18 protein-coding genes and 2 pseudogenes are annotated in these 22312 nt (G+C 71.5%); 8 read left to right on the top strand and 12 right to left on the bottom strand.

What is annotated here, in order from left to right:
• Positions 1-34 precede the first annotated feature (34 nt).
• Both ACWG52_RS35095 and ACWG52_RS35090 read right to left on the bottom strand, forming a co-directional pair.
• Positions 35-262 carry a hypothetical protein gene (locus ACWG52_RS35095; protein WP_453126978.1) on the bottom strand — a complete coding sequence of 76 codons (228 nt, stop codon included), beginning with the start codon at positions 260-262 and terminating at the stop codon, positions 35-37.
• A gap of 61 nt (positions 263-323) precedes the next feature.
• Positions 324-614, bottom strand: a complete 291-nt coding sequence (locus tag ACWG52_RS35090) for a hypothetical protein (protein ID WP_389806876.1) — start codon at positions 612-614, stop codon at positions 324-326.
• Positions 615-1168: 554 nt separating this feature from the next.
• On the opposite strand from ACWG52_RS35090, the gene ACWG52_RS35085 reads away from it, so the two are divergent.
• Entirely contained in the window at positions 1169-1774 is a 606-nt protein-coding gene (locus ACWG52_RS35085; protein ID WP_390137195.1) for a hypothetical protein, read from the top strand.
• A gap of 19 nt (positions 1775-1793) precedes the next feature.
• On the opposite strand, the gene ACWG52_RS35080 is transcribed toward ACWG52_RS35085, so the two are convergent.
• Together ACWG52_RS35080 and ACWG52_RS35075 are read right to left on the bottom strand one after the other, a co-directional pair.
• On the bottom strand, positions 1794-2429 hold the full coding sequence (locus ACWG52_RS35080) for an ABC transporter permease (RefSeq protein WP_453126974.1): 636 nt from the start codon (positions 2427-2429) through the stop codon (positions 1794-1796).
• A 1371-nt stretch (positions 2430-3800) separates the two neighbouring features.
• Positions 3801-4061: pseudogene (locus ACWG52_RS35075) on the bottom strand (hypothetical protein); the annotation flags it as partial.
• A 749-nt stretch (positions 4062-4810) separates the two neighbouring features.
• On the opposite strand from ACWG52_RS35075, the gene ACWG52_RS35070 reads away from it, so the two are divergent.
• On the top strand, positions 4811-6061 hold the full coding sequence (locus ACWG52_RS35070) for an esterase/lipase family protein (RefSeq protein ID WP_390136488.1): 1251 nt from the start codon (positions 4811-4813) through the stop codon (positions 6059-6061).
• A 63-nt stretch (positions 6062-6124) separates the two neighbouring features.
• On the opposite strand, the gene ACWG52_RS35065 is transcribed toward ACWG52_RS35070, so the two are convergent.
• Complete coding sequence (locus ACWG52_RS35065; RefSeq protein ID WP_389818214.1) at positions 6125-6721, bottom strand: hypothetical protein; 597 nt, start codon at positions 6719-6721, stop codon at positions 6125-6127.
• Entirely contained in the window at positions 6718-7017 is a 300-nt protein-coding gene (locus ACWG52_RS35060; protein ID WP_390136485.1) for a hypothetical protein, read from the bottom strand. Before ACWG52_RS35060 ends, ACWG52_RS35065 begins: the two co-directional genes overlap by 4 nt.
• A gap of 593 nt (positions 7018-7610) precedes the next feature.
• Here ACWG52_RS35060 and ACWG52_RS35055 point away from each other — a divergent pair.
• The 3 genes and pseudogenes from ACWG52_RS35055 to xdhC form a co-directional block, all read left to right on the top strand.
• Positions 7611-9083, top strand: a complete 1473-nt coding sequence (locus ACWG52_RS35055) for a xanthine dehydrogenase small subunit (protein WP_389818220.1) — start codon at positions 7611-7613, stop codon at positions 9081-9083.
• Positions 9080-11491 (top strand): xanthine dehydrogenase molybdopterin binding subunit, encoded by a 2412-nt coding sequence (gene xdhB, locus ACWG52_RS35050; RefSeq protein WP_389818223.1) that lies wholly within the window; start codon positions 9080-9082, stop codon positions 11489-11491. Before ACWG52_RS35055 ends, xdhB begins: the two co-directional genes overlap by 4 nt.
• A 1-nt stretch (position 11492) precedes the next feature.
• Positions 11493-12293 (top strand): annotated as a pseudogene (gene xdhC / locus ACWG52_RS35045) (xanthine dehydrogenase accessory protein XdhC); the annotation flags it as partial.
• Between the two features lie 532 nt (positions 12294-12825).
• On the opposite strand, the gene ACWG52_RS35040 reads toward xdhC, so the two are convergent.
• From ACWG52_RS35040 to ACWG52_RS35030, 3 genes are all read right to left on the bottom strand, one after another.
• Positions 12826-13527, bottom strand: coding sequence for a GNAT family N-acetyltransferase (locus tag ACWG52_RS35040; protein WP_389818226.1), 702 nt, complete (start codon positions 13525-13527; stop codon positions 12826-12828).
• Positions 13528-13639: 112 nt separating this feature from the next.
• Positions 13640-14005, bottom strand: coding sequence for a hypothetical protein (locus tag ACWG52_RS35035; RefSeq protein WP_389115224.1), 366 nt, complete (start codon positions 14003-14005; stop codon positions 13640-13642).
• Between the two features lie 183 nt (positions 14006-14188).
• Entirely contained in the window at positions 14189-15004 is an 816-nt protein-coding gene (locus ACWG52_RS35030) for a hypothetical protein (protein WP_389818229.1), read from the bottom strand.
• 141 nt (positions 15005-15145) lie between these two features.
• Between ACWG52_RS35030 and ACWG52_RS35025 the strand changes: the two genes are divergently transcribed.
• Complete coding sequence (locus tag ACWG52_RS35025; protein WP_030728338.1) at positions 15146-15682, top strand: NUDIX hydrolase family protein; 537 nt, start codon at positions 15146-15148, stop codon at positions 15680-15682.
• A gap of 96 nt (positions 15683-15778) precedes the next feature.
• Here the strand turns inward: ACWG52_RS35025 and ACWG52_RS35020 are convergent, their stop codons facing one another.
• Entirely contained in the window at positions 15779-16351 is a 573-nt protein-coding gene (locus tag ACWG52_RS35020; protein ID WP_389818232.1) for a TetR/AcrR family transcriptional regulator, read from the bottom strand.
• A gap of 147 nt (positions 16352-16498) precedes the next feature.
• Between ACWG52_RS35020 and ACWG52_RS35015 the strand changes: the two genes are divergently transcribed.
• The gene (locus tag ACWG52_RS35015; RefSeq protein WP_161290688.1) at positions 16499-17290 is read left to right on the top strand and encodes an SDR family NAD(P)-dependent oxidoreductase; all 792 of its coding nucleotides are present in this window, start codon (positions 16499-16501) and stop codon (positions 17288-17290) included.
• Between the two features lie 107 nt (positions 17291-17397).
• Complete coding sequence (locus ACWG52_RS35010) at positions 17398-19884, top strand: CehA/McbA family metallohydrolase (RefSeq protein WP_453126968.1); 2487 nt, start codon at positions 17398-17400, stop codon at positions 19882-19884.
• Here the strand turns inward: ACWG52_RS35010 and ACWG52_RS35005 are convergent.
• Both ACWG52_RS35005 and ACWG52_RS35000 read right to left on the bottom strand, forming a co-directional pair.
• Complete coding sequence (locus tag ACWG52_RS35005; RefSeq protein WP_453126966.1) at positions 19881-20948, bottom strand: MBL fold metallo-hydrolase; 1068 nt, start codon at positions 20946-20948, stop codon at positions 19881-19883. The genes ACWG52_RS35010 and ACWG52_RS35005 overlap by 4 nt on opposite strands.
• A 135-nt stretch (positions 20949-21083) precedes the next feature.
• The gene (locus ACWG52_RS35000; RefSeq protein WP_453126964.1) at positions 21084-22250 is read right to left on the bottom strand and encodes an alanine--tRNA ligase-related protein; all 1167 of its coding nucleotides are present in this window, start codon (positions 22248-22250) and stop codon (positions 21084-21086) included.
• Positions 22251-22312: the final 62 nt, after the last annotated feature.

Below are 22312 nucleotides of genomic sequence, written 5' to 3'. Positions count from 1 at the left end.
AACCGGAGCTTTTCCGCCCGCGCCGTGCGGGTGTTCAGTACAGCAGGACGCGGGTCACGATCACCTGCGGCGGGGCGGCGTCCTTGGCGATGACGTACTCGATGATGCCCAGCGCCCCGTCCTCACCGAGCGGCAGGAGCCGGCATTCCGGCCAGTCCTCCGCCACCGTGCTTCCTGCGACGAGCCCTCGGGTCTCGCCGATCTCCACCATCGCGGCGACGACCGAGCCCATCGCCCACGGGGGCAGCGCAGGGTCGGTCATGAAGGCGGTGACGTCCTCCGACAGCACACACGGCAAGCCCTCGGAACCGTCGTCGAAGCGCTCATTCAACGGGCAGTCCCGCGGCCCGCCGCCGCTCGAGCATGTCCTGGACGGCGATCGTCGGCATCGTGCCCGTGAGCGCGGACGCGACCCGGCGCTGCCGGCCCGGATCGGATTCGAGCATCGCCCGGCCCCACCAGCGCAACAGGACGCCCTTGGCCTCCTCCGGCCGGGCGGCCAGGAGCTCGGCGTAGAACTCCTTCGCCACCTCCGGCGTCAGCGCGTCGGCGATGCCCTTCGCGTTGCGCGGCACGCGCTCCGGCTCGTGCCGGCGAATCGGCTGTGCGGTCATCGCCCGCCCCTTTCCTTCTGCTCAGAGTCTGCCCTGCCGGCGCCCTCACGGTCGACCGCCCGGGCCGGATCGGCGCCTTCGGCTCCGGAACCGGTACGCGGCGGTCCCCGCCGTCGACCGCCGGATGGCCCGGCCGTCTGTTCGACCGACGAGGGGCTGAGGGTGGACGCCGCACGACGGTATGCCGCGATCCGGCTACCCGAGGGGTCCTGGTGGGACCGGGACGTGCTCGCCCCAGCTCCGCCTGGCCGCAGGCCATGATCTGACGCACCACCATGGTCCGGAGCTGGTCTCGCCCCCTGGGTACGGCCTCCGGACGCGTGAGCTTGTCCCCCCGCCGGGCTGCCCGAGGCTACGTCCGGACCGCCCGGGCCCGCGAAGGCTCCGGGCGGCATCCTCCAGGCTTCCGGTGCGCCGACCAGGCGTCGTGGCGCGGACGTTCGTCCACCGAACCCGGTGCGGAGGGGGAGTCAGGCGTACGGTCGAACGACCGGCCGAGCCTCACCCGGCGGGGCCGGTCCTCCTCCACGTCCGACCCGAACGGGAGCCCGCCGATGCGCCTCTACGCACAGACTCCAGCACGTCGGAACCGCCAGATCCTCGCGGACCTGATCGCCGTGGGCCTCATGGCCGCCGCCGTGTGGTTCGCCCTGACCGTCCACGACGCCATCATGCTGCTGGCCGAGCCGGGCCGGAGGGTCGAAAGTTCGGGCGACAGCCTCGCCACCGAGCTCGGCAACGCCGGCGACGCGGCCTCGAACGTACCGTTCGTCGGCGATCTCCTGCAGAAGCCGCTGCAGTCCGCTGCCGACGCCAGTACCGGGATCGCCAACGCCGGACAGTCGCTCCAGGACGCCGTGAGCCAGGTGGCCACCCTGACCACACTGGCGCTGATCGTCGTCCCGGTGGCCGTCGTCCTGTTGCTGTGGCTCCCTGCCCGGCTGCGCTGGATCCGGCGCAGCGTGATCATGCGGCGCCTCCTCGATGCGCCCGGAGGCGCGGACCTGCTCGCCCTGCGCGCCCTCACCGGCCGGCTCAGCGATCTCGCCGCACTCCCCACGCCCGAGGGCGGTCTCGCCGACGCCTGGCGGCGCGGGGACCAGCGGGTCATCGCCGATCTCTCGGAGATCGCGCTCAGGCGGGCCGGCCTGCGGCCCTGACGGGCGGAGGGGCCGGCCGTCAGTCGCAGGGGCGTTCCGTGCGGGAGAGGAGGTGGAGGTGGAGGCGGCGGTGCCCGAGGGCCGCGGCGAGGACGTAGGCGCCGCCACCCGCGACAGCGAGGACCCAGTACAGGCCGGGAGCGGCGAACCAGAGTGCCGCGGTGGAGGTCAGGGCGAGCCAGACGCCGAGGCCGTAGTGCAGCAGGTCGCGGCGGACGGCGCCTTCCGCGAGGTAGAGCAGGCCGACGATCAGACCGGAGCCGGCGGGCCAGAGGACGTTCTGGAGTTCCGGCTGTTCCAGTACGGAGGTGAGGCCGGTGATGGCGAGGAACAGGGCGGTGAAAGCGGCGATCCAGGCTGCGCCGAGCAGCCGGCCGGACAGGATCTCCTGTGCCGTGGCTCCGACCTGGGCCCGCAGGCCGGCCAGGGTGGCCAGCACGATGCCGACCACGAGCCCGCCGCCGAGGAGCGTCGTGGGCAGCCAGTCGGGCAGGGGGAGCAAGGGGTCGGCGCCCTGGGAAGCCGCGGCGGTGCCGTGGCCGAGTACGTAGGCGAGCCCGAAGCTGAGGTAGGCCGCGCGGTTGTCGACCTCATGCGGACGTCTGCCGGGGCGGGCACGGACGACGGACGGCGACATGGTTGCGGAGCTGGACACGGTGGAGACCTCCATGGAGGACGGCAGGGTGACGGGGTGACGGGGGTGGAGCGCGCCGCACGGCGATGGCCGACGAACGCCCACCGGGGCCTCGGAGCGGCTGCTCAGCAGGCGCCTTGCGACGGTCGAGCCGGGCCGTAGGCGTTGACCACCCAGGTGGTGCCGCCGTCCGACAGGCCCGCTCCGGAACGGATCTGCGGCAGCGCCGCGTTCACGAGCGAGGTGGCCGGCGTCGCGGGGGGCCGCGCGGCGACCGGGGCCGCGCGTGCGGACCCGGGCCAGGTCGTCTCTTTCGGATCTTGTCGGTCGAGCCCGGGTCGTCCGGTGCGGTGCCTCGCAAGGCGGAGGGGCGCTCGTGTACCGGACGTACTCGTGTGCCCCGACAACCTGGGGGTCCCCCCGGACGGAGTCTGGGGGATGAGGTGCCGTGCCGGGCGGGCCGGGCCCGGCAAGATCCGAAAGAGACGGCCTAGGTGCGGCGGCGGGCCCGCCCTTCGTGCGTCCGAGGTTCATGGCGCACAGCCTCGGCGTGGGCGGTGTCCACTATCCATGCCCTGAAGAGGCGATGACCGTCCAGTCCTGTCCGTCCCTGTCCACTCGGCCCCGTGTCACGGGGCGGGGACGGCGTGACGGCGGGGACGGCACGCTCCGTGCCGTCCCCGCCGTCACGCCGGTCGCTCAGCCCACGCGTTCGATGCGTGCCCGCCGGATCAGGTTCTTGCCCGGCTCGCGCACCGTGTCGAAGGCGGCGTTGTTCAGCAGGACACAACTGCCCGACGGGCCGTTCACCGTCACCGTCGTCGCCTGGCCGTTGTCCAGGTTCGTCACCTTCAGCTTCGTCCCCACCGGGAACGTCCCGCTCGACGCGGCCGGCGCACCCGCCTCACCCGACAACGTCACCGTCGACCCCTGACACACCACCTCACCGGTGGCCGGCGGCACCTGCACAGCCGCTCCACCCGTCGCACCCGCCGCACCTGACGCACCCGCCGCAGGCGCCGCGGGAGCCGCAGCGTCACCGCCACCACCCACCCGCTCGATACGCGCCCGCCGAATCAGATTCTTCCCCGGCTCCCGCACCTTCTCGAACGCCGCATTGTTCAGCAGGACACAACTACCCGACGGGCCGTTCACCGTCACCGTCGTCGCCTGGCCGTTGTCCAGGTTCGTCACCTTCAACTTCGTCCCCACCGGGAACGTCCCGCTCGACGCGGCCGGCGCACCCGCCTCACCCGACAACGTCACCGTCGACCCCTGACACACCACCTCACCGGTGGCCGGCGGCACCTGCACAGCCGCCCCACCCGTCGCACCCGCCGCACCTGACGCACCCGCCGCAGGCGCCGCGGGAGCCGCAGCGTCACCGCCACCACCCACCCGCTCGATACGCGCCCGCCGAATCAGATTCTTCCCCGGCTCCCGCACCTTCTCGAACGCCGCATTGTTCAGCAGGACACAACTACCCGACGGGCCGTTCACCGTCACCGTCGTCGCCTGGCCGTTGTCCAGGTTCGTCACCTTCAACTTCGTCCCCACCGGGAACGTGCCACTCGACGCAGCCGGCGCACCCGCCTCACCCGACAACGTCACCGTCGACCCCTGACACACGACGTCGGGTTCTGCCGCATTGCCGATCGCCACCGTGGCAGCGACCCCGCCGATCACCAGGGCTCCCGCGACGGCAGAGAGCACGAACTTCTTCTTGAGACTCATGGTCCGTTTTCTGGACACTCGACACTCCTCGATCCGATGGACGTTGCCCCCCTGACGTCCTGCATACGGCCGAGTTCTCAGGGGAGTTCAGTCCTGTTGCCTTTTTACGAATCAGGCCGCGGGGAGGTTTGGGGCGCTGTGCGGCGAGCCACCGCGAGGCTCGTGACTCGTGCGCGCGCGTCCGAAGAAGCAGGTCACGACCCCAGGGCCACGGACGGTCATCGCGCGTACGGCACGCCTGCCGACGGTCTCGATCGACGCGGGGCGAGGAGACCACAGGCACGTTTAAGGCTCAGTTGATCTGCTCTTAAGCATCCCGCCGCGCTCACCGCCAGGCGCCCGCGAAGAGCGGGCGACCACCGTGCGCACCCCCGGCTGCACCGTGTGGCGTCCGTGTCGGGCCCGCATCATCGTTTCTTCCCTTGCAGCCCTGTGACCTGCGACGAAACCACTTTCCACGTACGAGTGACATGGTCGGGATTCGTTGGTTTCGGGCTACTTGCTTCGGGATCATGGTTCCGGTTCCGCACATGACGTCGGCATGAGGCCGTCGGCATGTGCAGGCCGTCCCCGAGTGTGTTTCGCGCCGCGACCCGGGGCGGCCCCCGCCGCGCCCCCCGTCCCGGGGGCGGGCCGTACCGCACCACGAGACAGAGGAGCCGCACCACATGTCCATGCCTGTTGTGAGCATCTGGGACAACACCTTCCCGGGCGCCCAGCCCCACTACCCGAGGGCAACCGCCTGGGACGTCGAGTGGCCCCTCGAAAGGGGCACCGCCTGGGTGTTCTACAGCAGCCCGGGCCAGACCCGGGTCAGGAAGCCGGTGATCCTCGCCGACGGGTTCTCCTCCGGCAAGAGCGATCCCGACGCCCTGTGGAACGGCCTGGAGAACGGCGAGTACCCGCTCATCTCCCAGCTGCGTGAGGCAGGCTTCGACCTGGTGCTCCTGGGCTTCGACGAGCGGTCGGCGTCCATCATCGACAACGCCGACGTGGCGATCGAGTGCATCAAGAAGGCGATCGACGACCGCGAAGGTTCGGCCGAGCTGACGGTCGGCGGCTTCAGCATGGGAGGGCTGGTCACCCGGTACGCCCTCGCCAAGATGCATCACGAAGGCGACGACCACCAGACCTCGACCTTCCTCTCCTACGACACCCCGCACACCGGAGCCTGGCTGCCGATCTCGGTACAGGCGTTCGCGCACTTCGTGAAGGACAACTGGGGCGGCCTCCCCGGATTCGGTGAACTCCTCGGCAGCTTCTCCCGGATGGTCAACAGCACGGCCGCCCGGCAGTTGCTGCGCTGGCACATCGAGAGTGTCTCCGCGGAGCCCCGGCAGGACCGGGCCCGCACCGACTTCCTCGCGGAACTGGAGCGGGTGGGCAGCTGGCCCCCCGGTGTGCGGCGGCTCGGGGTCGCCAACGGCACGGGAACCGGTGCCGGGAACAACATCCCGGCCGGCGTGACGGCGATGCGCACCACCGGTGCGGAGCTGACGGGCACCCGGCTGGACACGCAGGACACGGGCGAGCAGATCGTCGCCATCCTGAAGAAGACCGGCTCCCCCGAGATCCCGATCGCCACCAACAACCTGCCCGACATCGACGGCGCTCCCGGTGGCCTCTTCCCCGAGGCCCTGAACCTGCCGGGCCGCCCCGCCAACTTCGGCACCGCCGCCATGCTGGCCGGGCTCCTCGAAGGCGAACCCGCGGAACTCACGTACAACGCGACCACGTTCGTGCCGAGCGTCAGCGCCGTGGCGGCCGGCGCGATCGACGACCGTGACGCCCTCTACAGCAAGATCGACCCCGCCGACAGCGAGCTCGACCACTTCTTGTGCGCGAGCGAGAACCAAGGACACACGGTCATCACCGTGGAGCTCGGCGAGTGGATCGTGGACAAGCTCCGGACTCCCTGACCTCCAGGCCCCCTGCCGCGACGGCGGCCGTCCCGGTTCCGCTCGCTCGGCGGGCCGGGACGGTCACCGGGCCGCCTTGGGATCGGGGCCGAGCGGCCGCTTGTAGTAGCGCCAGGGGAACCAGCCCGCGCCGACGGGGATCCAGCCCTCCGCCTCCATCCGTCGGTGGCGGCCGCCGGCGGAGAGCGTCACACGGCAGTGCTCCCACGGGTGCGCGGAGGCCTCCACCTCGTGGAAGAAGGATCCGTAGCCGACGAGGTGCCATCCGTCGCGTCCGGCCTCCTCCAGGGCGGCCATCTCGTTGAACGCGGTCAGCGGACTGAGGATGCGGCGCTCCGCGGCGCCCGCCCCACCGCCGGTCGGCGCACCGGGTGCGGACGCGCCGGCGAACCTCTGCTGGGCGGCCTGCCGGCTCACTCCCAGGATGCGGCCCACCGTTTCCCAGCTGTGTCCGGCGGCCCTGGCGCCCTGTACGGCCTCACGCAGGAGCCGGCTCGCCTCCTCGGCTCCGACCCGCGAGGCATCCACCAGGCGCAGATAGCCGTCGGCGTCGTGTTCGAGCGCGTCGGCCAGGCCCTCGGGGGCGCCGATCACGGCCGCCGCGATGCCTTCGCGGATCCTGGCCGTCTCCAAGGGGCCGAGGAGGGGTACGTCGCTCATCGCCGGGCGCCCACGAGCGGTTCCAGCGCGTCGAGCACGTCCGCGTCGTGTCGGGCGCGGACCGCGGCGGCATCGGCCTCGGCCGTGGTACGGGCGAGCAGGGCTCCCCCGGCGGCGACGAGCACGAGGGACACGACGACCAGGGCGGCCGAGGCCACGGCCCCGAACCGGTCGTGGAACATGACCGTCACCGCGGGCAGCATCACCGCGAGCGGCAGCAGGGCAGCCGTGGTGGGGGCCGTGGTGGAGCGAGGGCCGCCCTCCTCGGAGGAGACCGTCTTCTTCAAGATCGTCATACGTCAAGAAAACCTTGACAGCCCTGCTCTGTCAAGACTTCCTTGACGCGCGGGCGGCGACGGTCACCTGATCGACAGCGATCGGAACGGCTCGCAGCCCGGTCGTGGAGCTCCGGTGCCGCCGACCGTTCGACGCCCCGACCAGCCGATACGTCACATTCCGGACAGCATCTCGATCTGTCGGACCGGGCGTCGGGCCACGTCCGCCGGCGGCCCGGATCTCGGCGGACCCGAAATGGTCTGCGCACGGCGGCTTGACCGATCGACCTGCGGCAACGTAACTTCGAGCCGACCGGCCCGTGAACTGATGGAGGAGGCGAAGTCGGATGTCGATCATCTCCGAACTGCACCGCCCCGCGCATCAGGTCGCCTGGACTCCGGGTCTCGTAGCACACGGCTGCTGAACAGCCCTCTTCTCCGGTGTGCCCTTCTGTGGCCCCGGCATCTTTCGATTTCTCACACCGCCTGCGGCACGTCGTCGCGTGCCGAGTCGCGCCCCGGATTCTCCCCCGGGCTGCGCCAGCGAAATAGAAAGCCCCTGAAATGGCTACTAGCATAATCAGCTCGACCATGCGCGGAAATGAGGATGTGCCATGGTAGCGGCGCGGATCACCGTCAACGGGAAAGAGACACCGCTTTCCCCGGCTGCACCCCACACCACTGTGCTCGATCTCCTGCGCGATCGTGGCCTCACCGGTACCAAGGAGGGCTGCGCCGAGGGTGAGTGCGGCGCCTGCTCGGTGCTGGTGGCCCGTCCTGGCGTGAACAAGCCCACCGACTGGGTGGCCGTCAACGCATGTCTGGTGCCGGCCGCGGCACTGGACGGCCAGGAGATCATCACCTCCGAGGGCCTCGCCACGGTCGGCGAACCCGGTGAGCGGCCCACGCTGCACCCGGTACAGGAGGAGATGGCGGTCCGCGGCGGTTCCCAATGCGGTTACTGCACGCCCGGGTTCATCTGCAGCATGGCGTCCGAGTACTACCGGCCCGACCGCTGCGCCCACGGCGAGTCCGCCGACAGCGGCGACGCCCACGACGCCGAGCACGGTCCGAACGGCTTCGACCTGCACTCGCTGAGCGGCAACCTGTGCCGCTGCACCGGCTACCGCCCGATCCGCGACGCCGCCTTCGCGGTCGGTGAGCCCACCGAGGACGACCCGCTGGCGCAGCGTCGCGAGCAGGACCCGCCCGCGCCGGTCGCCACCGAATACACGCAGGACGGCGCCACGTTCCTGCGGAAGGACACCCTGGCCGAAACGCTGCAGCTGCTGCGCGAGCGGCCCGACGCGGTCGTGGTCGCCGGCTCCACCGACTACGGCGTCGAGGTGAACATCCGCTCCCGTCGGGCGGAGTGCGTGGTCGCCATCGACCGGCTGCCCGAACTCCGGGAGCTGCGCGTCGAATCCGACCACATCGAGATCGGGGCGGCGGTCACGCTCACCGAGATCGAGCGTCGACTCGACGGCGATGTCCCGCTGCTGGCCGAGCTGTTCCCGCAGTTCGCCTCCCGACTCATCCGCAACAGCGGCACCCTCGGCGGCAATCTGGGTACCGGCTCCCCCATCGGTGACAGCCCGCCGGTACTGCTCGCCCTGGAGGCGTCGCTGGTGCTCGCCGACGCCGACGGTGAGCGCGTCGTCCCGCTCGCGGAGTACTTCACCGGCTACCGGCAGAGCGTGCGCCGCCCCGATGAGCTGATCCGCGCGGTGCGCATCCCGCTTCCGCTGTCGCCGGTCACGGCCTTCCACAAGATCGCCAAGCGACGCTTCGACGACATCTCCAGCGTGGCGATCGGATTCGCGCTCGACATCGAGGGCGGAATCGTCCGCAAGGCACGCATCGGTCTGGGCGGCGTGGCCGCCACCCCGATCCGCGCCCTCGCCACCGAGGCCGCCCTGGAGGGCAAGCCGTGGTCGGCGGAGACGGTCGACGCCGCGGCCCGGGTGCTGCGGGGTGAGGGCACGCCGATGAGCGATCACCGTGCCAGCTCCGTCTACCGTTCCGCGATGCTCGGCCAGAGCCTGTTGAAGCTGTACGCGCAAACCACCGAGGCGGTGTCTTCATGAGCCATTTGTCCGAGCGTCCCGAGAAGCCGGTGGTCGGCCTCTCCATGCCGCACGAAAGTGCCGTACTGCACGTCACCGGCGCCGCGCTCTACACCGATGACCTGGTGTACCGCACCAAGGACACGCTGCACGCCTACCCCGTCCAGGTCATGAAGACCCGGGGCAGGATCACCGCGCTGCGCACCGAGCCCGCGCTCGCCGTGCCCGGTGTGGTCCGCGTACTGACCGTCGCCGACGTGCCCGGTGTCAACGACGCCGGTATGAAGCACGACGAGCCGCTCTTCCCCGACGAGGTCATGTTCCACGGCCACGCGGTCGCCTGGGTGCTCGGTGAGACCCTGGAGGCGGCTCGGCTCGGTGCGGCGGCCGTCGAGGTGGAACTCGACGAACTGCCCTCCATCATGACGCTGAAGGAAGCGATCGAGGCCGAGGCCTTCCACGGCGCCCGGCCCCTGATGGTGACCGGCGACATCGACGCCGGCTTCGCCGACTCCGCGCACGTGTTCAGCGGTGAGTTCCAGTTCTCCGACCAGGAGCACTTCTACCTGGAGACGCACGCCGCGCTGGCCTACATCGACGAGGCCGAGCAGGTGTTCATCCAGAGCAGCACCCAGCACCCCTCGGAGACCCAGGAGATCGTCGCGCACGTCCTCGGTCTGCACAGCCACGAGGTGACCGTGCAGTGCCTGCGGATGGGCGGCGGCTTCGGCGGCAAGGAGATGCAGCCGCACGGCTTCGCGGCCATCGCCGCGCTCGGCGCCAAGCTGACCGGTCGGCCGGTCCGGGTGCGGCTCAACCGCACCCAGGACCTCACCATGTCCGGCAAGCGGCACGGCTTCCACGCCGACTGGAAGATCGGCTTCGACGCCGACGGCCGCATCCAGGCGCTGGACGCCACGCTGACCTCGGACGGCGGCTGGAGCCTGGACCTGTCCGAGCCCGTGACGGCCCGTGCCCTGTGCCACATCGACAACACGTACTGGATCCCCAACGCGCGGGTCGCCGGTCGCATCGCCCAGACCAACAAGGTCTCCAACACGGCCTTCCGCGGCTTCGGCGGTCCGCAGGGCATGCTGGTGATCGAGGACATCCTGGGCCGGGTCGCGCCGCTGCTCGGCCTGGACCCGATGGAGCTGCGCAAGCGCAACTTCTACCAGCCGGGTCTCGGTCAGGCGACGCCGTACGGCCAGCCGGTCCCGCAGGCGGAACGGATCGCCGCGGTCTGGCAGCAGGTCGAGAACGACGGCGGCATCGCCGACCGCAAGCGCGAGATCGCGGCCTTCAACGCCGCGCACCCGCACACCAAGCGGGCGCTCGCGATCACCGGCATCAAGTTCGGCATCTCGTTCAACCTCACGGCCTTCAACCAGGCCGGCGCGCTGGTGCTGATCTACAAGGACGGCTCCGTCCTGATCAACCACGGCGGCACCGAGATGGGCCAGGGCCTGCACACCAAGATGCTGCAGGTGGCCGCGACCACGCTGGGCATCCCGCTGCACAAGGTGCGGCTGGCGCCCACGCGTACCGACAAGGTGCCCAACACCTCCGCCACCGCCGCCAGTTCCGGTGCGGACCTCAACGGTGGCGCGGTGAAGAACGCCTGTGAGCAGCTGCGCACGCGGCTGCTGCAGGTGGCCGCCAGCCAGCTCGGTTCGAACGCCTCGGACGTGCGCATCGTCGACGGTGTCGCCCGCACCCTGGGCAGCGACAAGGAGCTGGCCTGGGACGACCTGGTGAACACCGCCTACTTCCAGCGCGTTCAGCTGTCGGCGTCCGGTTACTACCGGACCGAGGGGCTGCACTGGGACGCGAAGAGCTTCCGGGGCTCCCCGTTCAAGTACTTCTCCTACGGCGCCGCCGCGGCCGAGGTGGAGGTCGACGGTTTCACCGGCGCGTACCGAATCCGCCGGGTGGACATCGTGCACGACGTCGGCGACAGCCTGTCCCCGATGATCGACATCGGTCAGGTCGAGGGCGGTTTCGTGCAGGGCGCGGGCTGGCTGACGCTGGAGGACATGCGCTGGGACACCAGTGACGGGCCGAACCGCGGCCGGCTGCTGACCCAGGCCGCGAGCACCTACAAGCTGCCGAGCTTCTCGGAGATGCCCGAGGAGTTCAACGTCACGCTGATGGAGAACGCCACCGAAGAGGGCGCGGTGTACGGGTCCAAGGCGGTCGGCGAGCCTCCGCTGATGCTGGCGTTCTGCGTGCGCGAGGCGCTGCGCCAGGCGGCCGCGTCGTTCGGTCCCGCAGGGGTCAGCGTGGAACTCGCCGCTCCCGCGACGCCCGAGGCGGTCTTCTGGGCGATCGAGTCGGTCCGCGAGAAGGCGGACGTGCGGAGCGGCGACGGCCAGGCTCCGGACGACAGCGAGATCCGTACCGACACAAGCGCTTTGAGCAATGCCTGACATGACCTGGATCGCCGCGGTCACGCGGTTGCGAGCACGCCGGGAGCCCGGCGTGCTCGTGACCGTCGCGACCGTGCGCGGCCATGCGCCCCGTGGGGCCGGTGCCAAGCTCGTCGTGGGACAGACCGAGACCTGGGGTTCGATCGGCGGCGGCAACATCGAGGCCGTCGCCATCGATCGGGCCCGCCAGCTCAACGTCGAGCCGGATCCGGAGCCGGAACTGATGGAGTTCGCCCTCAACGACAAGGTCGTCGGACCCCACGGTGTGCAGTGCTGCGGCGGTGCTGTCAGCCTGCTCCTCGAACCGCTGCCGGTGGTCCAGGCGGTGGCCGTCTTCGGCGTCGGGCACGTCGGACTGGAGCTGGCCCGCATCCTGGCCCGCCACAACCTCGATCTGCACCTGATCGACACCCGGTCCGACATGCTCACCGACGAGCGGCTGAGTGTGCTCTCGGACGCGGTGGCGCAGATCCACGTGCACCACACGCCGCTGCTTCCGGAGGAGGTGCTCGCGGAGCTGCCGCCCGGCGCCCACGTCCTGATCATGACCCATGATCACGCCGAGGACGCCGCGCTGTGCGACGCCGCCCTGCGCACCCCTGGTCTCGGCTCGATCGGTTTGATCGGCTCGGCCGCCAAGTGGGTGCGGTTCCGCAAGCGCCTGGCCACCGAGGGCGGTCACGACGCAGCCACCATCGATCGGATCAAGACTCCGATCGGGATGACCGAGATCACCGGCAAGGAGCCGGCCACGATCGCGGTGAGCGTGGCGGCGGACCTGCTCCGTACCTTCGAGCAGGACCGCCCCGGGGCGGTACCGGACCCGGTGGCCGAGGTACCCGTGGTGCCTGAGGTGCCTGAGGTTCCTGTGGTCCGGGAGGTCGAGGTCCGCGCGGCCGCAAGGACCTCCGCGGTCCCCAAGGTCCGCGAGGTCCGCGAGGTCCGCGTACGCTCCGGCATCCGTTAGGGCGCTTCTTTCGGATCCCGCCGTGCCGGGCGAGCCCGGCCGGCGGGATCCGAAGGAGACACCCGCCGGCCGCCGAGCGCGCTCAGCTTGTGCGACCGGTGAGCGCGAGCGCTGCCGCGACGGCGGTGGCGGCCGCGGGCCACGCACGGCGTATTCGGCTTGAGGGCATGCGGGGGTTGCCTCCGTTGCTCGTGTGACAGGTGAGCCAAGCGGAGGGTTCCAGAGCACCTGTCCGAGACGCGAGCGTGATCGTTTCGTCAACGGCCATGACAGGCTTGGGAATTGATGGCATGTGACGGCAACGGACCGATCCGTACGGGCGGGCCGCCATTCCCGGGCCGCGAACGCGAGGGCCGCATCGGTCACATCACCGTGTCGGCCCGCGCTCGGACGATCCGCGGGACGCGCCCCGGCGCCCCGCGCGTCCGCCGGCCGGGTCAGGGTCGCGCCACATCGGCCAGAGGGTCGGCCCGCCCTCCGGGAGCCGGATCTCTCCGGTGATCCGGAAGCCCAACTTCTCGTAGAACGGGAGGTTGGTGACGTTGCTGGATTCCAGGTACGCGGGCTGCCCGAGCCGGTCGCAGTCCGCCAGCTGCTGGCCGAGCAGCGCCGAACCGACGCCCATCCCCTGGAGCCCCCGGTCCGTCCCCACGGACGGCAGGTACCAGTGCGGCGTCAGCGGATGGACCTCGTGCATGGCGTTCTGGACCTCCCCCGCCCGCTGCAGGCCACGGAGGCCGAAGACGCCCGCGTACCGCGGCAGCGCCGCCAACTCCGCTGCCCCGGAGGGCTTCCAGGCCCCGGGTCCCGACCACAGCGCGGCCCCCAGCAACCGCCCGTCCTGCGTCGCGGCGACCCGGACGGCGCCGGCGCGCGGCCGCTGCTGCCGCTGGGCCAGCCGGAAGTAGCGGGCGATCCCGCGTTCCCGGTCGGCGGCGGGAATCATCCATGCCATGACCGGGTCGTCGGCGAAGGCGCGGGCGAGGAGCGCGGCGACCGCCCCGGACTCGGCGGGCCGGGCGAACCGGATCCCGTACCCGGCCGACGGCAGTGCTGAAGGTGCGCTCATGGGGTCACGGTAGGCAGCGGGGTCGGGCCGGGGCGGCCGCGCGGCGCGGGACACGCCGTACGAGCCACCCGCTCGACCGCTCGATCCGACCGGCCCCGGCGCCCGCGCGTGGTCAGGAGGTGCGCTTCAGGGTCCAGGTGTTGGGGTTGAAGCTGGGCACGGCGGAGTAGCGACAACCACTCGAGTAGTAGGTGTTGGTGATCGTCCAGCCGGCGGGCGGCCACGTGGACGCGCAGGCGTTGACCTGGGTGCCGACCGGGTAGCCTCTCAGGTCCTTGATCTGCTTGGTGTTGGGCGTGAAGCCGGAACCGCAACCGCCGCTGTTCCACCACTGGGCGTCCACCCAGCCGTCCGGGGTGAGCGTGCTGGAGCACATGGTGAGCGTGTCGCCGGGTGCCGCGGAGGCGGGGCTCGCCGCGATGGCGAGGGCGGTGACGGCCATGGTGGCCAGAGCGGCGGCGTGACGGATGCGGATCACGGGACGTTCCTTCCTCGGCGCGCTGGGATCGCTGCCGACGGTCGGCAGGCCGCACCAGGCACCGCGTCATTGCTATCCGACCGCTTCGGGCTCCAGAAAGTCACCTTTTGGGCATAACTCCGCGGCGGTTTAGAGCCGCCAACCTCTGGCGCATCTCCGGCGCGCCTCAGCGCCCGCCCCGGATCAACCGATCGGCTGCCGCATCTCGGCGCGCACCTTCAAGGTCGTCTCGGCGGTCTTGGCGAGGTCGACGGAACCGGGCTTCTGCGACGCGGTCTCCTGGCCCAGGATCCCGACCGAGGCACCGGTGTTCTCGTCGGCCCAGGCGCACATCGGCAGGGAGCTCTCGACCCCGCCCTGTCGCACCGTCAGCACCTGGCAGGACAGGGTGACGTCGGATCCGGTGGGCGTGATGTCCCGCACGGGGGCGCCCAAGGACGAGCCGTCGGACTCCGCGGCGCCGCTCAGCATCTTCTTGCGAGCCTCCGCGGGGTCCTTGAACCGGCCGTACATCCCCGAGACGACCAGGGCGCCCGACTCCTTGGGGGACTCGAAGGCGTACTGGCCGACAGCCGGCTTCGGATCGCGGATCTTCGAGTCGTAGGTGCCCTGCAGGGCCTTCTTGCCCTCGGTGTCCGAATGGTCCTGGACCAGCTGGTACTTGCCGTCCACCAGCGTCTTGGGAACGGTGAGCCGGTACCGGGCCTCGGGGAATCCGGATCCGCTCAGACCGGCTCCGATCGCGCCGAGCACGCCGAGCACCACCAGCGATCCCACGACGATGCCGATCACCATGCCGGTCCGGTTCCTGCGCGGCGGCATGCCCGTCGGAGGCTGCCCCCATGCCCCTTGGCCGGGGTACTGCTGCGGCGGGTAGGGCCGGCCCGGGAACGGCTGCTGCTGTCCGGGCTGTGCCGCGTACGGCTGTCCGCCGTGGGGGTACGGGGGCTGCGGGGGCCCGTAGGGGCCGGGGGGTTGCTGGGGCGGGGGCATGCTCATGCCCAAACGGTACGTCAGCCCCGTACGCGGCAGAATGTCGCGGGTCCGGGTCGCGGGGACGGCCCCCACGGGTCCACTCTTCCTGGGTCGGGCGGACGCGTGATCTGGGCCTGAGCCCACCCTGGAAAGTAGGATCAAGGAATGTCTGACACGACCGAAACTACGCCCGGCTGGCTGACCGACGACGAGCTGCAGATGGCCCGGGCCCAGATGCCGATCCTGTATGTCGAGGCCGTCCCCGTACGCGTGGACGACACCGGCGAAGTCACCACCATCGGACTGCTCCTGCGGATCGGCACGGACGGGGCGATCAGTCGGGCCCTGGTGTCCGGCCGTGTCATGCACCACGAGCGGATCCGTGACGCGCTGCTCCGCCACCTGGAGAAGGATCTGGGTCCCGTGGCCCTGCCCCGCATCCCCACCTCCCTCCAGCCGTTCACCGTCGCCGAGTACTTCCCCACGGCGGGCGTCACCCCGTTCCACGACCCTCGCCAGCACGCAGTGTCCCTTGCCTACATCGTGCCGGTCACCGGTGACTGCCGGCCGCGCCAGGACGCCCTGGACCTGGTCTGGTTCAGCCCGCAGGAGGCACTCTCGGCGGCCGTGCAGGGTGAGATGCCGGGCGGGCACGCGGCGCTGCTCAAGCAGGCCCTCGCGCACGTGGGCTACACGTACTGAAGTCCCCGCGCGCAGCGCGCACACCGCGCGGCGACGCGCCCGGCTCCGGCCGCCGTCCGCATTCCTCGCGGACGGCGGCCGGTGCCGTACCCCCGGCTAGGGGGTCTGCGTCGGCGTGAACTTCGTGAGGATCAGCAGGGTGTCGACGAGGTCTTCGGCCGGGGCGCCGGTGGCCAGGCGGCGTAGTTGCTGTCCGAAGACGAGGGCGACGGCCACCCCGGCCAGGCGTTCGGGGTCCGGGACGCCGAGGTGGGTCAGGATCCGGGTGGCCAGCAGGTCGTAGGCGGCGAAGCACTCGGCCGCGGCGGCGCGCAGGCGTTCGTCGCGGCCGGCTTGGACGTACAGCTCGAACGGCGCGATGTGGCGGCTGTCGAAGGCGTTGCCGCCCGCCACCTGCGCCACGACCTCGGCCGCCTGCCCGATGTCGAAGTGCTCGTCGGAGCATTCATCGGCGAGTGCCGTGAAGTGTCGGGTCTCCTCGGCCACGAAGTGCAGCAGGCTCTCGCGCAGCAGCTCGTGCTGGGTGGCGAAGTGGTAGGTGACGGAACCGAGGGAGACTCCCGCCTCCTTGGCGATCCGCCGGTTGGTGACGGCGGCGACGCCGTCCTGCCCGATGATCCGCAGCACGGCGTCGATGATGCTCTGGCGGGTGTCGGAAGCGTGGGGCATGGCGTAATTCTGCCCCATCCACCGCCTCGATCGCCCAGGTGGGGCCGGGTGGTTGGGGACGAGGAGCTGTGGACAAGGAGCGGAGCCGTCCATACTGTTCGTTCGAACGAACAGTTGAGGGACTTCGCCAGCCGCACGGGAGTGCTCGTGGACATATCCGGATCGAACGTTCTACTGACCGGCGCCACCGGGGGCATCGGCGCCGCCCTGGCCGCGCGCCTCACCGCGCAGGGGGCCCGCCTCACGGTCAGCGGGCGGCGGGAGGAGGCCCTCAAGGCCACCGCCGACGCCTGTGGCGCCCGTACCGTGGTCGCCGATCTGGCCGTACGGTCCGACGTCGTCCGGCTCGCCGAAAGCTGCGCGGAGGCGGACATCCTCGTCGCGAACGCCGCCCTGCCGGCCAGCGGCGACCTTCTGGACTACACCGAGGACCAGCTCGACCGGGCCCTCGACGTCAACCTGCGCGCGCCCGTGCTGCTGTCCCGGTTGCTCGCGGAGCACATGGTGGGCCGCGGCCGCGGGCACATCGTGCTCGTCGGCTCCATTTCCGGCAAGGCGGCGACCAAGTCGACCTCCCTGTACAACGCGACGAAGTTCGGGCTGCGCGGATTCGCCCTCGCCCTGCGCCAGGAACTCCGGGGAACGGGGGTGGGGGTGTCCCTGGTCCAGCCCGGCTTCGTCCGCGACGCCGGGATGTTCGCGGCCACCGGTGCCACTCCGCCGAAGGGCATCAGGACCGTCACGCCCGGCCAGGTCGCCGACGGCGTCGAACGGGCCGTCCGCCGCGACCGGTGCGAGGTCAATGTCGCACCGCTGGAACTACGGCTGCTGAGCGCGGTCGCCGGGCAGTTCCCCGGGTTCGCCGAGCGCGTCCAGGCCCGTACGGACGTCGACGGGTCGGTACGACAGATCGTCGAGGCCCAGCGCTCCAGCCGCTAGTCGCCGGCCCCTGGCCGGGTGCAGCCGTTCGCACGCACTCCCGCTCGCCCCAGCACCAGCACCAGCACGCCTTCCCTGCCACCCCCACGTGAACGGAGAGCACAGCTGTGTCGAGTGAACACCTCCCGAGCGATGTGCCCGACCCCGCCCCGGCGCCCGGCGCCAGGGCGGGGGTCGAGCGCCGGTCCCTGCTCCGCCTGGGGGCCCTGATGGCCGCGGGCGGGGTCGCCGCGCTGGTTCCCGCCCCGGTCGCGTTCGCCGCGACGCGGGGCCGGGGCACCGACTCGGTGACCACCACCTACCGCGGCCACTCCCCCTACGGCAACGACCAGTGGGCGTACGTCCCCTTCGACGTCCCCGCCGGAGTCCGGCGGATCTCCGTCGCCACCACCCACGACGCCGCCGCCGGCATCCTGGACCTCGGCGCCTTCGGCCCGTCCGGCTTCCGCGGCTGGTCGGGCGGCGCACGGACCGGCTTCACCGTCTCCGCCGCGGACGCCACCCCCGGCTACGTGCCCGGACCCGTGGACCCCGGCGGCTGGTCGGTCATCCTGGGGCCGATGGTCGGCAGCACCGGCGGTATGGCCTGGCAGGTGGACGTCACCCTCCACTTCGGAGATCCGCTCCCCCGGGCCCCGTACGACATCCTGCCGACCTCGGTGGCCGGGCGGGGCCCCGGCTGGTACCGGGGTGACCTGCACCTGCACAGCGTGCACTCCGACGGGCAGCGCACGGTGGACGAGATCGTCGCGGCGGCCCGCCAGGAGGGGTTGCACTTCATCGCCACCTCCGACCACAACACCAGCTCCACCGGGGTGACATGGCGCGGCAACGTCCCGACGGACCTGCTGGTCGTCAACGCCGAGGAGGTGACCACCCGGCACGGCCACTGGCTGGCGGTCGGTCTGCCGCAGGGGGAATGGGTGGACTGGCGCTACGGTCCCGCGAACCAGGGGGCGTTCGAGGCGCAGGCCCGGCGCGTGCACAGTCTGGGCGGACTCACGATCGCCGCCCATCCTCTCACTCCGGCGGCGGGTTCCTTCTGGGAGTTCGGCCTCGATCGCGTGGACGCGCTGGAGGTGTGGAACGGACCCTGGACGCTGGACGACGCGGCCAACATCGCCGCCTGGCACGTCATGCTCTGCCTCGGCAAGCGGGTCGCCGCCGTCGGCAACAGCGACGCGCACAGCCCCTCGGACGCCGTCGGCCGCCCCCACAACGTCGTGTACGCCGACAGCCTGTCCACGCCCGCCGTACTGGACGCGCTGCGCCTGGGCCGGTCGTACGCCGTCGAGTCCGCCGCCGTGACCTTGGACTTCACCGCCCGCACCGGCGCAGCCGTCGCGGGGCCCGGCGAGGAACTGCCGCTGTCGTTCTTCGACGCCGTCGACGTGACCTTGAACGTGACGGGCGCTCCCGACAGCATCGCCACGCTCAGCACCGAGTGGGGCATCATGGCCGCCACCTGCATCGACGGCAGCGGCACGGGGCAACTGCGCTGGCGGGGCTGGGGCAAGGCCTCCCTGTTCGCCCGGGCCGAGGTGCGCCGGCCCAAGCCCGCCTCCACCACCCTGGACCAACTGGTGGCCATCACCAACCCGGTGTGGTTCCACTCCGCGCACCTGCCCCCGTACGACGTCGAGCGGCGGGTGCTCTTCCACACCGAGCGCCGATCCGACGGGTCGTGGGGCGGCATGCGTCCGCTGCCGGGTACCGCCGGATCAGGCTCGGGTACGGGCTCGTTCACGGGGATGCAGAGCGCCGTGGCCGGCATGGCGGACGGCTCGGTCGTGGTGCTGGGCATCGCGCCCGACAACGGTCTGTGGCTGACCTCCGTACGGGGTTCGGCCGCCCCGCAGCCCTGGCAGCGCGTCGCCGGGCCGGACGGCTCGACCGGATTCACCGTGCGGGAGGCGGACATCGCCGCCTTCCCCGAGGGCACCTGCCAGATCGTGGCGACGGCCATGGACGGCACCACCTACCACCAGCAGCGTCGCGCCGACGGCGGGCTGCCCGGGTTCCGGGCCCTGCCCGGCTTCACCGCGAAGGGCCGCTGGGGCGCGACGAAGGTGTCGATCGCCGCCATGCCCGACGGCTCGGCCCAGTTGATCGGTTACGGCACGGACGGTGCCATGTACCACTGCGTGCGCGGGCGGGACGGTGCGTGGACGGCCTGGGGCCGTCTGGCCGGCTACGACGGGGCGCCGACGTTCTCCGGTCCGGCCCTGGCGATCACCGGGATGCCCGACGGGTCCTCCCAGGTCCTCGCGATCGGGCTCGACGGGATGGTGTACCACCAGGTGCGGCGGCCGGACGGTTCCTGGACCGGCTTCCGGCCCCCGCGGGGCGTCACCACCGCCACGATGGGCGCGAGCGCCATCGGCATCGCGGGGACGCCCGACGGCTCGGCCCAGGTCGTCGCGGTGGGGCTCGACGGACGGGTCTGGCACAACATCAGGAGGCCGGACGGCTCCTGGACGCCCTTCTCGCGGATACCGGGGCCGAACGGGAGGGACCCCTTCCCTGCCGGGCAGGTCCGCATCACCGCCCTGCGGGACGGCTCCACGCACGTGACGGCGATCAGCGCCGGTTAGGAACCGGGGCCCTGCTCCGGAGCCCGAGCCGTGGGGTTCCGGAGCGGGGGCCGGGACCAGGGCGCGTCAGGGTCGGCCGACTCGGGCCGGAGCCCGAGCTCGCGGAGCTGGTTGACGGCCATCATCGCGAAGAACATCTCGTTCGGGTTGGCTCCGCCGCCCCCGAGTGCGGTGACGGCTTCGACGTAGCGGGCGCCGAACTCGCTCGGCCGTACCGGTCCGCTCTCGCCGAGCAGCCCGAGCGCCGTCTCCTGCAGGGCGGTGGCCTGTTCCAGCAGCCCGTCCAGGTAGGGCACCACCTCGGCGCCGCGGCGCAGGGCGAAGGTGTGGCCGTCGGTGAGGAGTGCGGCCCGCCCCTCCTCGAAGAGGAGGGCGACCGCGCCGAGTACGGTCTGGATCTTGAGCTGGTCGGCGTCGGCCATGGCCCCGCAGGGTCCGTTGCCCTCGTCGGAGAGGTGGAGGACGCCGGGGTCCCTGAGGTGGACGATGACGTGCCCGGCGCAGTGGCCCTGGCTGCGCAGCACGCGTACCGCGCCGTCCGCGAAGGTCCAGCCGGTGAATCGTGACGAGCCGATACGGATCCGCTCCGGGGCTCGTTGCTCGTAGGTACGGGTGGTGGCGCCGAAGGGGCGCATGGGCTCGAAGAGCGACATCAAGTGGGTCGCCAGGGCGGGCGGGGCCAGGGGCAACGCCCCGGCGACGCGCTCGAAGGTCCGCACCCAGTACGCCACCGGGTCGCTCATCTGGTCGAGGTCGGGTGCGGGGACGTAGTGCTCGACGGGCACACCCAGCTCGTCGGCCAGGTCGTCGTTGCCGACGTGGTCGGGGTGACCGTGCGTGGTCAGCACCAGGGCCCGGAACCACGGCCCGACCCGGTCGGCGGCCTGCCGCAGGGCCGTCCGGAAGGTCGTGGTGACGCCGGTGTCGACCAGCACCAGGGTGTCGCCGGCCCGGTGTACGAGGGCGTTGGCGACGTCGGGCCGGTCGTGTGCGGTGTCCAGTTCCTGCCCGAGGACCAGCAGGGTCCGTTCGTCGATCTCGATCACATCACCGAGCGCGGTCATCGGTCCTCCCGCGGTCCCGTCGGTGCACGGCGTACGCTCCCCCGTCGACGAGCGTACGCCGCATCCGGAGTCGTGTCCCCGCGAGGCCCACCGCTCCGGTGGGCCTCGCGGGGAACGCCGTCCGCACCCATGTGGTCACTCCTGGCGCAGGCTGGTGACCAGCTCGCGGGGCAGCCCGTGGGTGTCGTGGAGGTAGTGGAAGTCCTCCTCGGTCAGCGGGCCGCGGAACCGGGGCCGGGCCAGCACCTGCCGCCCGCGTTCCAGCAGCCGGCGGAACCGGCGCTCCTCCTCGCACAGGATCGGGAGTACGTCGCCGGGGTCCATGTCCTGCCGGAAGCGGTCCAGGGTGTGCCGGACCAGTTCGTCCGGCAGGTCCCCGAGGCTACGCGAGGGGTCGTCGCGCCACAGCAGCGTGAGCATCCGTCGCAGGACGTAGCCCTGCCCGGTGTTGGCCGGGCGTACACCGTCGCCGAGGACCACGACGGCCGAGCGCAGGTGGTCGCAGACCACGCGCAAGGACCGTTCGTCCAGGGGCCACAGGGCCGGTACGAGGCTGCGCCACGGGTCGAAGACGTCGCACTCGAACACGGACGGCTTGCCCTGGAGGAGGGAGGCGAGCCGCTCCAGGCCGAGGCCGGTGTCCACGTTGCGCTGGGGCAGCGGCACCAGGGAACCGTCGTCGAGCCGGCGGTGGGTCATCGTGACGTGGTTCCACACCTCCACCCAGCGGTCGTCGCGGGTGGGCGTCGACTCGGGCGGGCCGTCGCCGCTCCAGAGGAAGATCTCCGAGTCGGGACCGCACGGTCCGACGGGCCCGTTGGACCACCAGTTGTCCTCCACGGTGGGTTCGACGGGGACACCGCGGTCCTGCCACAGCTCCAGGGAGGCGGTGTCGGGCCCGGTCCGGTCGTCGCCGGCGTACACGGTGGCGTACAGCCGGCCGGGATCGATGCCCAGCCCCTCGGTGAGGAGCCCGTACCCCCAGTCGAGGCTGCGGGGGCCGTCGTAGTCGCCCAGCGACCAGGTGCCGAGCATCTCGAAGACCGTCAGGTGGGTGGCGTCGCCGACCTCCTCCAGGTCCGTGGTGCGCAGGCAGCGCTGGACGTTGACCAGGCGGCGGCCCTGCGGGTGGGGGCGGCCCTCCAGGTACGGAGTGAGGGGGTGCATGCCGGAGGTGGTGAAGAGTACGGGGTCGCCGGGCGGTGGCAGCAGCGTCGAACCGACGATGCGGCGGTGCTCGCGTTCTTCGAAGTACTCGACGAACGTGCCGGCCAACTGCTCGGTGGTGGTGTGGTGGTTCATGGGGTGACTGCTCCTTCGCATCGCGCGGGGGAGGCACCGGAGAACGGGACCGTGCAGTCTCC

The organism is Streptomyces sp. CLCI03 (assembly GCF_053615355.1).
Note: the sequence above shows the minus strand (reverse complement) of the source record. Positions and strands in the feature narration are given on the sequence as shown.